Below are 12863 nucleotides of genomic sequence, written 5' to 3'. Positions count from 1 at the left end.
TCCAAAGCCATGATCCACATCGCGTCGATCGACAACCTCGCCAAGCGCATAACGGACGAAGCCACCCCTACCTGGCGAGGGACCTACTAGGGCAGAAAGGGCAATCTGCCTAGATCAAATGCCCTCTCAGGCCCCGCCTCCGTGCTGGTCGGTTCGCGAAGGACTTGGGGTTTACCCCACCCCGGCGGTGGCATTGACTGCATGCCCGGTCTGGGTGTGGGCACCATGGGCCGGACGGGCCAGGTCGTGGCTGAATGATCTTGGGGCGCGGCTCCGGCGGGACATCTCCCGCCGGCCCCCGGCCATTGTGCACCCCGGATCGTACCCATCGACGTGAGGCCCTCAGCATGACGCGCATACGTACCTCCGCCCCCGGCGCCCACCCCCGTTCCGGCGCCCTGCGCCAGGGGGTTGCCCTTGGCATCGTGACGGTGGCCGTCCTCACGGCGGCTCTGGCGGCGCCGGGTGCCGCGGCCTGGGCCCAGCCCCAGTCGCAGCGTCCGGCCGGTGACTCCGAGCGGACCGTGACCCAGAAGGCACTGGACGATATCGTCCGTACCGAAGGCGTGGTGGGCGCCCAGGCCACACTGATGGACGGGAAGCAGCGGACCTCCCTGAGCAGCGGCACCGCCGAGCGCGACACCGATCGGCCCATGCCGGAGCAGGGCTACTTCCGGATGGGCAGCAACACCAAGACCTTCGTCTCGACCGTGGTGCTCCAGCTCGTCGGTGAGGGCCGGATGCGACTGGACGACACCGTCGAGAAGCACCTGCCGGGCCTGGTGCGGGGCCACGGCAACGACGGCCGGAAGATTACCGTTCGACAGCTGCTCCAGCACACCAGCGGGCTTCCCGACTACATATCCCACCTGCCGGTCCTCGCCGGCGAGGAGCAGTTCCAGGAGCACCGCTTCGACCAGTACACGCAGCGCCGGCTGGTCGCCATGGCCCTGCAGGACCGACCGGTCGGCGAGCCCGGCCACAGCTTCTCCTACTCCAACACCGGCTACATCCTCGCTGGGATGATCATCGAGAAGGTGACGGGACGGCCGTGGAGCGAGGAGGTCCACGACCGGATCATCGAGCCGCTCCGCCTGCGGCACACCTTTTCACCGGGTGACGACCCCCGCCTGCCCCAGCCGCACGCCAAGGCCTACATGCAGTACAAGCCGGCCGGGGCGCTGGTCGAAGCCACCCAGGTGAACATGTCCTGGGGCAGGTCGGCCGGAGACCTCATCACCACCTCGAACGATCTGGCGCGCTTCTGGCAGGGGCTGCTCGGAGGGGAGTTGCTGAAGCGGGACCAGTTGGCGGAGATGCAGCGCACGGTCCCCGTCCCCGCCGGTGCGTCGGGGGCGAAGGAGCGGGCGGGGCTCGGGATCTTCTGGCGCGAGCTGGCCTGCGGCGGCGGTTACTGGGGCCACGGCGGAACCACCCTGGGCCACCTCAACGCCAACGGCTTCACCGACAAAGGCAAGCGGGGCGCGATCGTACTGCGGTCCACGAACCTCGCCCTGGAGGACCGCGACGGGCGTACGGAGCGGCTCATCGACGAGGCTCTCTGCGCGAAGAAGTGAGACCCGAGAGCCGGGTGAGGCACTCACGCGGTCGCTGACACGGCTGCCCGCCCGTGCCGTCAGGCTGCTGCGCAACCGAGACGAGCCCAGCTCAGAAAGGGTCTGAGCTGGGCTTTCTGGTACAGAGGATGTGACGGCGACCCGAACGCGGTGATGGTCGACACCCCCGTGTACGCCTCCTGGTTGAACCAGGTGGAAATCTACTTCTCCGTCGCGCAGCGCAAGGTCGTCCCGCCCACCGACTTCACCGACCTCACCCAGGTCAGGGACCGGATCCGATCCTTCGAAGCCCGCTACAACGCCGCAGGCCCGGCTGAGGGAGGCCGAGATCCACCTCGGACACCTCGCGATCACACGGAAGACCGTCACCGGCCTCGCCGACCGGCTCCCGGCCGCCTCGTCAGACCTGTCCCGGTCATCTACATCGCCCTGAGCGGAAACACGCAGATCCGCGGTCTGAACGCGGCGATCTGTCGCTTCTACGGGCTGCCCACATCCGGGAACGCCGACACCCTGGCCGAACGGGCCGTGGACGCAGTGCTGTCCATGAAGACAGCCGCGATCATCATCGACTTTACCGACCGCCCGTAGTCCTGCCCGTGATGTCCGTCTGGGACTGTGACCAGTACGTCCCTGGCTTGTTTACCGACCGTGTCTGGGACGTCTGTCATGTTCTGGAGTCGGTACGGAGGACGCAGTGGTACGGCATGTCGTGGTTGGGGACCTGAGGGTCCAGCGGATCGAGCGGAAGGACGGGCAGCGGTCGTGGACGATCGTCTGGCCCGAGGGAACACTGCACGCGGAGGCGGACCGGTTCCTGCGCGAGCACGAAGGCTCGGGCACGCAGAAGACGTACGCGTACTACCTGGTGGACCACCTGCGGTGGCTGGAGCGTGAATGCCTGGCCTTCGACACGGTCCAACTGCGGGACCTGGAACGGTACATGGGGATCGTCGGTGCCGAGGTGCGTATACCCCTCGGAGAACCGTGGCGGGTGGGCAAGCGCCCCTACGGACGCTCGGCGCTGTCAACGGCGGCCGCGTGCCTGAAGGGCTTCTACCTGCAGCAGGCTTCTCGCGGCATCAACGGCGAGCTCGGCAAGAAGCTCGACAAGTCCCGGCTGCCGACGCGGGCGGACAGGCACCGCTCGTTTCTCGGGCATGTGAAGAACACGCTGCCCACCAACCCGCTGGCGCCGAAGGGGCCGCACCGCCGCCATCCGAAGATGCTGCCCGAGGGGGCCAGGGAGAGGCTGCTGGGGACGGTGAACGCCGCCCGGGACCGGCTGGTTGTCGACTGGCTCGCCGACGGCGGGCTTCGGATCGGCGAGCTCTGCGGGCTGCACCTGGTCGATCTGCACCTGCGGGAGAACGCGGCCTGCGGCGAGTGCCGCACCCCGCACTTGCACGTCTGCCACCGGCCCGGCAATCCGAACCGGGCCGAGGCCAAGACCAAGCACTCCTGGCGGGTCGAGCGCGGGACGGTGACCGGCGGGCTGATCAAGCGAGTCAGCCCCGCGATGGTGCACTCCTACTTCGAGTACATGACGACCGAGTACCCGCGCGGCGCCGAGCACGGCATGCTCCTGGTCCAGCTGCACGGCGCCGATACCGGCCAGCCGTGGGCACCGGTCGGCGCCCGCCGGATGCTCGGCCGGGCCGGGAAACGCGCCGGGTTGGGGCTGGTGAAACCCCATGCCTTCCGGCACACCTTTACCTCGGCGGTTCTCGATGCCGCGGACGGCAACACCCTGATCGCCCGGGACGCAGGCGGCTGGGCGTCGGCCGCGATGGTCGATGAGGTCTATGGGCATGTCGATGTCCACGACCCGGTCTTCGATGCCGCACTGCGCTCGGTCTGGGGTGAGACGAAGTGACCGCGAACTCGCTGCTGCCGCTCTACACCGAACGCCCCGACCGCGAGGGCCGCGACAGGCTGGAGATCCTCACTGCGCTGATCGGCGGCCCGTCCTTCGACCCGATCTTCCGTGGAGTACTCGTACGGGTTCCTCAAGACCACCCCGTCTACCAGTGGGGATGCGTCGTCGGCGCCTGCGAACGCGTCCGGTCCGGAGGGACGGACCTGTGCTCCAATCACCTTCGTCAGTGGGGAGAGGCACGGGAGTCGGGCACGACGCGGGCGGAGTTCCTCACCGCGGCACAGCCGCTGTCCCGGGCCGAGTTCGAGCGCGAGGGCCCGTGCATGATCTGCCCCGATCGGCCGGCGGAGCCGCGAACCGACCTGCGGTTGTGCCGCTACCACTACAGCTCCTGGAACTACCACGTCGCCCCGCGCGATTCCGCGGCGGACTTCGAGCAGTGGGTTGCTGAGCAGGCGCCCCGCGAGGGTTACGGAAACTGCGAGGTCACCGTCTGCCCCGGGCTGGCAGAGTCGCCGCTGGGTTTGTGCAGCTGGCACTGGCACCGATACAAGCGCGACCGCCGCCCTGGCGGGGCGGCTCTTCCGGCCAGCTGGTGGCAGCGCTATGAGGGCCAGGGACACTCCGTTCCGGTCTCCTGCACGGACGAGGATGCCTTCCGCGGATGGTGCGCGACGGTCGAGCCGGCCCCGCGGCCGGGACTGGTCAACCTGCGCGGTCTGCGGCCGCTGCTGCGAGCCGAGATCCAGTACGCCCTGTTTGCCCATACCCAGCAGGACCGGCACAGCATCTGGCGTTTGGACTGGATCCAGAAGCTCGTCAACCTCGCGCGTGAACGCGACGCCGGCTCGCTGACCGACCTGGACCTGGACGACTTCCCGCGCTTCCACACCTCGATCGTGAAGAAGATGCTCCACTACCTGCGGCTGGTCTATTTCACGCCCGAACAGACGCGGGATGCCGGGTTCCTTGAGACCGACCACTTCGGCATCCGCTTCCCTCACCGGGCCAGCCACATCGACCTGACTCGCATCACTCAGCGCTGGCTGCGTGACCTGCTCTGGGACTACACCGCGGAGCTCATCCGTTCGCCCCACCGCCCGCGCACCGCGATGCCCATCGACGGCATTCGCCGGGCCTGCACCGAGCTGAGCGCGTTCATGGAGGTCGACGCCCCGGGCGGCGGCCATGACCCGAGCATCTTGCGGGTGGAGATCATGCACCGCTTCATCGCCGATCAGCAGCACCGCGAACGCCATGGGCTGCCCTCGCTGGTGATGAAGGGGCTCTACGGCAAGCTGTCGACGGTCACCTCCGTCACCCGCACCGACGTGTTCAACGGAGTCCGCAAGCTGCTGCGGCACGCGCTGGAAAACGGCGCGGCCGAACAGCTCGGCCTGGATCGCGAGTTCATCATCGCCATGCCCTTCGCCGGGGGCGAGCCGCTTCGGGCCCGGCGGCCCTTCCCCGACGAGGTCGCCCGCGCCCTGGCCGACGAGGCGAATCTCGCCCACCTCGCACAGACCCACGATCCCGATGACCAGGGGATGCGGGACGTCTGGGAGACCATCGTCGTGACCGGTCGCCGCGTGAACGAGGTCCTCAAAGTGCGCTGGAACTGCATCGGCCGCTACGGCGGTCTGGCGATGTTCTGGCACGACCAGACCAAGGTCGGCAACTACGACACGGCGATACGCATCCCCGACAGCCTCTACGACACTCTCGCCGAGCGGCAGCGCAAGACGCTGGACCGCTTCGTCGCCCGGCACGGACGTCGCCCAACCAGTGCCGAACGCGCCCAACTCGCCCTGTTCACCAGCAAGGTCCGCAACCCCGACGGCTCCACCGCCCTGTCCTACCAGTGGTTCCACCGACGATTCCGGCAATGGATTACCGAGCTCGACCTCGGCCAGCTCGTCCCCCACCAGGCCCGCCACACGCTGGCCACCAGCCTGCTTCGGGCGGGAGCCACCCTGACCCACATTCGCCGCTATCTCGGCCAGGTCTCGGACCGGATGGCAGAGCACTACGTCCATCTGACCAGCGAAGACCTGGAAAACGTCCTCCAGCACGTCTGGGTCGCCGGCCCCGGCACCGCCCAACCCGGCGAACTCCTTGCCGGTGACACCACCCCGCTCACCCGCGAGCGGGCCCAGGTCCTCGCCATCGACCTCGCCCGCCGCAGCACCCCCGCCGAGGGCGGGTTCTGCACCTTCCAGCCCGTCGTCGACGGCGGCGCCTGCCCCTGGAACCTCGACTGCCACAACTGCGACAAGTTCGTCCTGTCCGGCGCAGACCTCCTCTACTGGCAGCGCAAGCGCGAACAATGGCGGCTGCTGGCCGAGGGCGCCCCCGACGACGCCACCGCCGACTACCTGCACGCCTACTTCGAGCCCACCGCCCGCGCCATCGACGGCCTGGAGAAGGCCCTGGCCGGCCTCGGTCTCCTCGACGACGCCCTCGCCCTGGACCTGCGCAAACCCCAGGACTACTTCCACCGCGTCTGGTCCACCGCCTTCCGCGCCGCCGACCTCGCCGACGCGGGCGACGAGGAGCAGAACGAGTACAGCGATACGTACACAACCGACGACAACGACCCCGAGCAGGACATCGCATGAAGACCGCTGCCGTTCCCGAACCCCGCACCGCCGCCGCCCTGGCCGCCCGCCGCCACAAGACCGAGACCGCCCTGAAGCGGGTCAGCGAGGCCATCACCCGACTCCGGCGCGAGAAGGCCCAGGTCAGCGTTGCCGCCGTCGCCCGTCGCGCGGACGTCTCCCGCACCTTCCTCTACGACAATCCCGAGGCCAGAGCCGTCATCGCCTCCGCGATGGCCGAGGTCGGAGACCGCCGGACCCAGTTGCTCGCCGACCAGGACGAGGAACGAGAGACGACCTGGCGCGAACGCGCCCTGAACGCCGAAGACGCCCTCAAGACCGCCCACGGCGAGATCCTCACCCAGAGGACCCGTATCGGTGAACTCCTTGGCCAGATACGCGACGTGGAAGCCGAGTGGACCGAGGAAGCCATCCAACGGATCACCACCGAGAACACCACCCTCAAACAACGAGTCCGCCAGCTCACCACCGACAACCGCACCTTCGACGAGCGACTCAAGGCCGCCCGCTCCAACCTCCGCTTCCAGGACCGACGCGTCGCCGACCTCGAAGCACAGATCGCCAGCCCCGGTTCATGACCCCGAGCTCAACTTCCGCAAAGCGGTGGCGGCGGGGCTGCCGACTCTGACAAAGTTCATTCATCGTAGATGTATGGCAAACATCAGGCCGGAAGGGGCTCGGATGATTCTGACGCACGTCCCGAACAGCTGGCTGGAGGTACTGAACGGCCAGCGCACGCCGGAGAGTTCCATTCTTCGGAAGTGGTACAAGGTCAGTGACGCGAAGATCGAAAAGTACGGCGACGTCGTGGCTGGCATCCACGACAACACTGTGGTGGGTGTCTATGACGTGACGGGATGGACCCGCGACGCCGATGAATGGGTCACCTTCACGGGCACTCCCTCGGCGGCCTGGGCTCACTTGATCGGCACCCCTAACCCCGGCAAGCCCTGGGGTGTCCGCGGCATGGCCCGGCCGATCCAATACCTCGACACCTCCGTGTTGATCAACGGCACCGTCGCCGCTGAAGACGACGGAACCGCCCGCCGAGCCGTCATCGACGGCTTCGCTCTCGTCGTCGACAACGACGGAAGCGCGGTTCTGTCGGTCCCAGCAGGGCGCAGGATCACCGTCCTGACCAACGCAGCCTGAACTGCACCACAAACGCCGGAGCCCCGGGACGCCAATGGCGTCCCGGGGCTCCGGCACGAGACCACTCGGGCAAGTTGCAGCAACTGCCCCAACGACACGTCGCGGGCATGTAGTCTATGAATCGTCGCAGTTCAGAGCCGGTATCCGAGCTCCTACGGTCAGTAATATCGACGACATCCACTTCCTCGCCGGGGCGAACTCCAACTCGGTCCGCATGGCGAATCAGTTGAAGTACCTGGCGCATGTCTTCCCCGTCACCCTGATCTACGTCGGTGTCGGTGTCGGTGTCCAGCAGCGTGGTGTCCTGCGCGAGGGCTTCTCCGACAAGGAGACGGAACTCGCCCAGTTCGGGCGCCGCACCACCCCGCTCACACTGCCACCATTCCAGATCGAGGACGACGAGGGCCGCCAGCACTGGCACACCCTGCTCAAGACGATCGAGCAGAAGCTCGTCTTGGCCGAGAAGTACCCCGGGATGCTCGCCCGGGACCTGTCGGACTATCTCTACGCACGCTCTACCGGACACTTCGCCTCCCTCATGGCGCTGGTCAACCGCGGCTGCCTGCGCGCGATCCGCTCCGGCCACGAACGCCTCGATGAGGACCTGATGAACCAGGTGAAGAACGACGCCGCCGCGGAGGCAGCCCGCAAGGAACTCGAAGCCGCGATCGAGGCCGGCCTGCTCACCACCCGCCCGACGTCCCCGGCTGAGCGCCGCAGGAAGTCGGCATGACGCGGTGGACCGACGAGCGGATCCCGCTCTGGGTTGCCCCCGTCGAGGGCGAAGCCCTCGACAGCTGGATCGAGGCATACGCCCGCCGACTGGCCGTCAGCGGTGGAGAATTCACCCGCTTCCTCGGGCTGTCAGGGACGGACCCGGGGTTCATGGTCCGCAGGCTGACACACGCCGAACGTGATGCCCTCGCCCAACGCACCGGCCTGCCACCCGAAGCATTGGCCGTTATGACACTCGACCGGTTCGACGGTGTCACCGTGGCCATCGACCCGGACAATCGCACCATGGGCAGACCGCCGGCCTGGCGGCACTACGGCTCACGCAGCCGGTTCTGTCCCGCCTGCCTGGCCGACAATCAAGGGCGGTGGCCCCTGTCCTGGCGGCTGCCGTGGTCCTTCGCCTGCGTCCGCCACGAGCTGCTGCTTTGTGACTACTGCCCGGTCTGCGGGCGTCCTCCGCCGGTCAGCACCCTGGGACGAGGCAGACCGTCGTCTCCCGGCGTCTGCCTGCACGCGACGGAAACCGGACGCGCCATCCGCTGCGGCTACCCGCTCACCGAGTCCCCCGCCCCGGCACTGCGGCACGACGGGGCAGTCCTCGCCGCTCAACACGCCGTCAACCGCGAAATCCTGGGCACATCCGTGGCAGGGGAAGCCCGCACCCGCGGTCAGGAACTCCACGTCCTCGCCCGACGGGCTCTACGCGGCATCCACGAACTTCCCTCCGCTCCGTCAGTAGTCGACGCGATCCTGGACGACTGCGGCGGCGCCCTGCCCGCCCTGGCCATCCGCGACGAGGCCAGCGACGCCCACAACACCGCCGTCGGCACCGCAGTGGCCGTGATCGCCACCGACCGCGGCCATCCAGCCTGCGACGAGGTCTTCGCCTGGCTACTGTCCACTCACCGCCCGCGGGTCCCCCGAAGCAACTACGCCGCCAGCAAGATCTCCGAGTGGCTGCCCGCCGGGCCCCGCGTGGTCAACCGCATGCTCTCGGCCGCTGACTCCGAGCTCACCTTCATTGCCCGCCTGCGCTACGGCACCGCCACCCCCGCCCCGGCCTGGCCCGACCGCAGTGACGAGGACGTACGCCACCGGGCGTCGAAGCTCCCCGCCATGATCTGGCCGTCCTGGGCCTTCCGCCTCCTGCCCGTCGAGACCGACGCCCCCGTCGCCGGGTTCCGGCGGGCATGCGCCTCTCTGATGCTGCTGCCCGGCACGAACTGGGACTACCTGCCAGCAGCGTCGCTCATGGGCAACACCAGTCCCAAGAGCAACCGCCGGGCACTGGACGCGGCCGTGACGCTCTCGGGAGCTGAGACCCTGGTCACGGTCCTGCCAGAGTTGGCCAAGGCCCTGGACAGCCATGCCGTCCCGATCGACTATGCCCGCCGTCGCAGACTCTTCAGCCCCGACAGCGTCGCCTTCGATCACCACGCCTACCAGGAGCTCTGCCAGCGGCACGGCTGGCGATCCCATGCCCCCATCCGCATCCAGCGCCTGCACTGGCAGCTGGCACGACTGCTACTCGGCGCCGACCCCGGCGCCGCCTCGCGCACACCCGCTGGGCATTTATCCTTCCGCTACCGGCTCCACCCCGATCTGCACGAACTCCTACATGCGCAGGCGGCCACGAATCTGGAAGCCCACGGCATCGACGAGCCCGTCTCCTGGGAACCCCCACCAACTTGGATCACGGATGCCAGCCTTCCGCCCGGCCCTGAGACGATCAACCGCAGCCAGCTCGCACAGCATGCCGCGAACGGACCAGAGCCCGCCGAGCTCGCCCACCTGCTCGACCTGGACGACGCCCGTCTCCTCCTCGCGGTCGAGACCTTCGGCACCACCGCACCGCACCCCGTCCAGCAGCAGCCACCCGCCCCAGGCCGACGCACCCCACGACAGGGAGTCCTGGCCCCACGGAGCCTTCAACAGCTCTACCAAGAACAGCAGTTACGGCAACATCAAATCGCCGAGCTGGCAGGTTGCAGCATCAGCACCGTTCGGCACGCACTCGACGAAGCGGGCATCCCACTCCGCCGACGCCGCCCAGCCGGCCACCTGGAGAAGAGCATCTCGCGCACCTGGCTGGAAGCGGAGTACCACCACAAGGGGCGCTCGTCACCTGACATCGCGCGCGAACTGGGCGTTCGCAAAGACGACGTGATGCGACTCGTGAACAAATGGGGCATCCCTCGACACCCCACGAGTCAGTTCACCAACCCCTTTGCGTCACTCGACACCGATCTGTCCCCCGCGATGCACGCCGTCAGCCGGACGAAGAACTCCATCCAGCGCCTACACCACCTCACGGTGATCTCCAGACACCGCACTCTTCAGGACGCCGCTGCCGAACTCGGAGTGACCTGGGGCACTCTCAACTACCAACTGAAGCGGATCGAGGCGACCGTGGGCTTCACCATCATCGGCACCGGACGGTCCCGGCCCCTCACCATCACGGAAGACGGACGTCGCTTTCTTGACGAAGCCGTTCGCCTCCTCTCCGTGCTCGATGACCGCGCACCCTGACCGCTACACAAGGTCAGAAGCAGGAGGATGCTCAATCCCGGATGACGCGATCAGTGCGCGCTGCCCTCGGACGCGAAGGTCTGGACCGGCTCTCCCCGTCTGATGCGGACAACGGGTCAGTCCATCACAGGCGATGAGGGCACACGAGGCACAGCAGAGTTGGGGTCGAAACCTGCGAACACCAGTCCAATGACGAAACCCGCCACCTCCTCCAGCTGGCGGACACGATCCAGCCCCCCAAGAATCGCCGGCGTCCCGCCGACGTCACGCACCAACTCGCCGACGACATGCAGTGCCGCAGAACTATCGCCGCACATCGCCACGGTCACGCCGGAGGGGCCACCGCCGGGGGAGTTCGTCCACTGACCAGCAGGAAAGAGATGGAACGCCTTGACGACATGAGCTCCTGGAGCAAACCCTGCGATCCGCCCCGCCATCGACTCGCCGTGCTCGGTGAGCAGAACGCCGACACCATGCGCGACAGCGTTCGTGGGATCGATCAACGGCGTCCCCTCAAGCAAGCCGTCGGACGCGCCCGCCAGTCCCAGCATGTCCTCGACGCCGTCCCAGGGCACGGCGAGCAGCACCGCATCGCGCCCGATGACCGCCTCACGCGGCGCGACGGCGAGGACTCCGTGGCCCAGTCGCTCGGCGAGCTTCTCCGCCTTGACCTGCGACCGCCCGCCGATCGACACCTCGTGCCCTGCACGTGACCAGCCCTCGCCCAAGGCCGCCGCCAGCGTCCCTGTTCCCAGAATCCCGATGCGCATCGTCGCTTCCTCTCAAGTGGCAGTCAGTCGGGCAGTCACGTTAAGGAAGGCGTTGCGCACCGGTCGGTGCGCAACGGCCGCGCGATGATGGGCGACGAGATGACTGATCACGAAGGCCACTGCTCCGAGTTGGTCGCTGACTGCCGTGTGCGCGCGGCCACCGATCTCTTCGCCCACACCTGGGATCCCGTTGTGCTGGCGGCACTTCGCGCGGGCCCGCGTCGCCGCCGCGAGCTACGCGCCATGATCGGCGGCATCAGCGACAAGGTCCTGACCGACACCCTGCATCGTTTGCTCTCCAGCGGCCTGGTCGACCGCCACGCCCATGCCGAAGCGCCACCTCGCGTCGAGTACAGCCTGACAAGCTTGGGACAGAGCCTCGTCGAGGGCCCCATGATGGCGCTCGGGCGCTGGGCAATCGAGCACAGTGACGAACTCCTCGAAGCCCAGGAGAACGCGGCACGGAGACCATCGGACTCGGCGGCGCCCCCGTCAGAGACTCAACGAGCCGGATGAAGACTCTCGGGCAAGCCCTTTTGGCGTTCCCGCAGGTCAAGCCAGCACGAGGCACCGCTTGACCTACTCCACAACGAGCACGTCATGGAAACCCAGTTGCCCGATCCGAACGCCGCTGACAATGTCCCGACCATGCCTGCCTTCTCCGCGCACGACGGGACCAAGCTCGCCTATCACGTGTTCGGAGACGGCCCTCCGGTGGTCTGCCTGCCCGGAGGCCCGACGGATTCCGCTTACCTCGGCGACCTCTGCGGCCTCTCCGCCCACCGACAGTTGATCAGGCTGGACCTCCGGGGCACCGGCCAGTCCGCGACACCACAGGACATCGCCTCCTGCCGCTGCGACCGGCTCGTCGACGACGTCGAGGCCCTGCGCGAGCACCTCGGCCTCACCCAGATGGACCTGCTCGCGCATTGCGCAGGCGCCAATCTGGCCGCGCTCTACGTGAGCCGCCACCCCGAAAACGTCAGCAAGCTCGCGCTGATCACACCAAGCGTCAGGGCCGTGGGCCTCACGATCCCAGGAGACCTCCGGCTGAAGACCGCACAACTCCGCCGGGACGAACCCTGGTTCCCGGAGGCGTTCGCGGCCCTGGAGGCGATCGTGGCAGGCAAAGCCACCGCCGACAGCTGGAATGCCATCGCACCGTTCTCCTACGGCCGCTGGGACGAGGCGGCCCAGGGGCATCAGGCCGCCGGGGACGAACGGATGAACACAGAGATCGTCGCCGCCTTCGGCGCCGAAGGCGCCTTCGCCCCGGACACCACCCGCACCGCACTCGCCCAGTTCACCCCGCCCGTCCTCCTCCTGGCCGGGGAAACCGACCTCGGAGCCCCTCCCCACACCATGGCCGAGTTCGCGGACCTCTTCCCGAACGCCGAACTCGTCATCCAGCCCGGCGCCGGACACTACCCGTGGCTCGACGACGCCGACCGGTTCGTGAAGACCACCGCAGCGTTCCTGGGAGACACGACCGCCCCGTCGTCATAACCCCGGCTGTCGAAGTTCCCCGGACGAAGCCAGGTGGCACAACGGAAAGTAACCGCCCTCGCCGACCACCAGGGACCCGATTGCTCACCATGAACCG

The 12863-nt window shown here is 67.9% G+C and carries 11 protein-coding genes and 1 pseudogene; 11 read left to right on the top strand and 1 reads right to left on the bottom strand.

The annotated features are described in order from the left end of the window. From ACLJWH_RS40610 to ACLJWH_RS40570, 9 genes and pseudogenes are all read left to right on the top strand, one after another. A pseudogene (locus tag ACLJWH_RS40610) lies at positions 1-90 on the top strand (IS5/IS1182 family transposase); the annotation flags it as partial. A 257-nt stretch (positions 91-347) separates the two neighbouring features. Beyond that, positions 348-1577 carry a serine hydrolase domain-containing protein gene (locus ACLJWH_RS40605; RefSeq protein ID WP_411146845.1) on the top strand — a complete coding sequence of 410 codons (1230 nt, stop codon included), beginning with the start codon at positions 348-350 and terminating at the stop codon, positions 1575-1577. A 183-nt stretch (positions 1578-1760) separates the two neighbouring features. Beyond that, the gene (locus tag ACLJWH_RS40600) at positions 1761-2168 is read left to right on the top strand and encodes a hypothetical protein (RefSeq protein WP_411146844.1); all 408 of its coding nucleotides are present in this window, start codon (positions 1761-1763) and stop codon (positions 2166-2168) included. A 121-nt stretch (positions 2169-2289) separates the two neighbouring features. After that, on the top strand, positions 2290-3453 hold the full coding sequence (locus ACLJWH_RS40595) for a tyrosine-type recombinase/integrase (protein ID WP_411146843.1): 1164 nt from the start codon (positions 2290-2292) through the stop codon (positions 3451-3453). Continuing rightward, positions 3450-6074, top strand: coding sequence for a tyrosine-type recombinase/integrase (locus tag ACLJWH_RS40590; RefSeq protein WP_411146842.1), 2625 nt, complete (start codon positions 3450-3452; stop codon positions 6072-6074). Before ACLJWH_RS40595 ends, ACLJWH_RS40590 begins: the two co-directional genes overlap by 4 nt. Continuing rightward, positions 6071-6652: a DUF6262 family protein gene (locus ACLJWH_RS40585; protein WP_411146841.1), complete on the top strand. Its 582-nt coding sequence runs from the start codon at positions 6071-6073 to the stop codon at positions 6650-6652. The genes ACLJWH_RS40590 and ACLJWH_RS40585 overlap by 4 nt, the downstream gene beginning before the upstream one ends. A 103-nt stretch (positions 6653-6755) precedes the next feature. Next, on the top strand, positions 6756-7226 hold the full coding sequence (locus ACLJWH_RS40580) for a hypothetical protein (protein ID WP_411146840.1): 471 nt from the start codon (positions 6756-6758) through the stop codon (positions 7224-7226). Positions 7227-7440: 214 nt separating this feature from the next. Then, positions 7441-7959 (top strand): hypothetical protein, encoded by a 519-nt coding sequence (locus tag ACLJWH_RS40575; RefSeq protein ID WP_411146839.1) that lies wholly within the window; start codon positions 7441-7443, stop codon positions 7957-7959. Next, positions 7956-10490: a TniQ family protein gene (locus tag ACLJWH_RS40570; protein WP_411146838.1), complete on the top strand. Its 2535-nt coding sequence runs from the start codon at positions 7956-7958 to the stop codon at positions 10488-10490. Before ACLJWH_RS40575 ends, ACLJWH_RS40570 begins: the two co-directional genes overlap by 4 nt. A 116-nt stretch (positions 10491-10606) precedes the next feature. Here the strand turns inward: ACLJWH_RS40570 and ACLJWH_RS40565 are convergent, their stop codons facing one another. Continuing rightward, positions 10607-11260, bottom strand: coding sequence for an NADPH-dependent F420 reductase (locus ACLJWH_RS40565; protein WP_411146837.1), 654 nt, complete (start codon positions 11258-11260; stop codon positions 10607-10609). A 66-nt stretch (positions 11261-11326) separates the two neighbouring features. On the opposite strand from ACLJWH_RS40565, the gene ACLJWH_RS40560 reads away from it, so the two are divergent. Further along, the gene (locus ACLJWH_RS40560) at positions 11327-11776 is read left to right on the top strand and encodes a winged helix-turn-helix transcriptional regulator (RefSeq protein ID WP_411146836.1); all 450 of its coding nucleotides are present in this window, start codon (positions 11327-11329) and stop codon (positions 11774-11776) included. A 132-nt stretch (positions 11777-11908) separates the two neighbouring features. Then, a complete protein-coding gene (locus ACLJWH_RS40555; protein ID WP_411146848.1) occupies positions 11909-12766 on the top strand; it encodes an alpha/beta fold hydrolase in 858 nt (285 codons plus the stop codon). Positions 12767-12863: the final 97 nt, after the last annotated feature.

Origin of the sequence: Streptomyces sp. x-80, assembly GCF_046549095.1 — a bacterium.
In the GTDB taxonomy this organism is placed as follows: Bacteria; Actinomycetota; Actinomycetes; order Streptomycetales; family Streptomycetaceae; genus Streptomyces; species Streptomyces celluloflavus.
The sequence above is the reverse complement of the archived record's forward strand: the minus strand, read 5'-3'. Positions and strand labels throughout refer to the sequence as shown.

Coding starts and splice junctions, on each gene's coding strand:
- ACLJWH_RS40605 (WP_411146845.1), top strand. CDS start 348: ATGACGCGCATACGTACCTCCGCCCCCGGCGCCCACCCCCGTTCCGGC.
- ACLJWH_RS40585 (WP_411146841.1), top strand. CDS start 6,071: ATGAAGACCGCTGCCGTTCCCGAACCCCGCACCGCCGCCGCCCTGGCC.
- ACLJWH_RS40580 (WP_411146840.1), top strand. CDS start 6,756: ATGATTCTGACGCACGTCCCGAACAGCTGGCTGGAGGTACTGAACGGC.
- ACLJWH_RS40575 (WP_411146839.1), top strand. CDS start 7,441: ATGGCGAATCAGTTGAAGTACCTGGCGCATGTCTTCCCCGTCACCCTG.
- ACLJWH_RS40570 (WP_411146838.1), top strand. CDS start 7,956: ATGACGCGGTGGACCGACGAGCGGATCCCGCTCTGGGTTGCCCCCGTC.
- ACLJWH_RS40565 (WP_411146837.1), bottom strand. CDS start 11,260: ATGCGCATCGGGATTCTGGGAACAGGGACGCTGGCGGCGGCCTTGGGC.
- ACLJWH_RS40555 (WP_411146848.1), top strand. CDS start 11,909: ATGCCTGCCTTCTCCGCGCACGACGGGACCAAGCTCGCCTATCACGTG.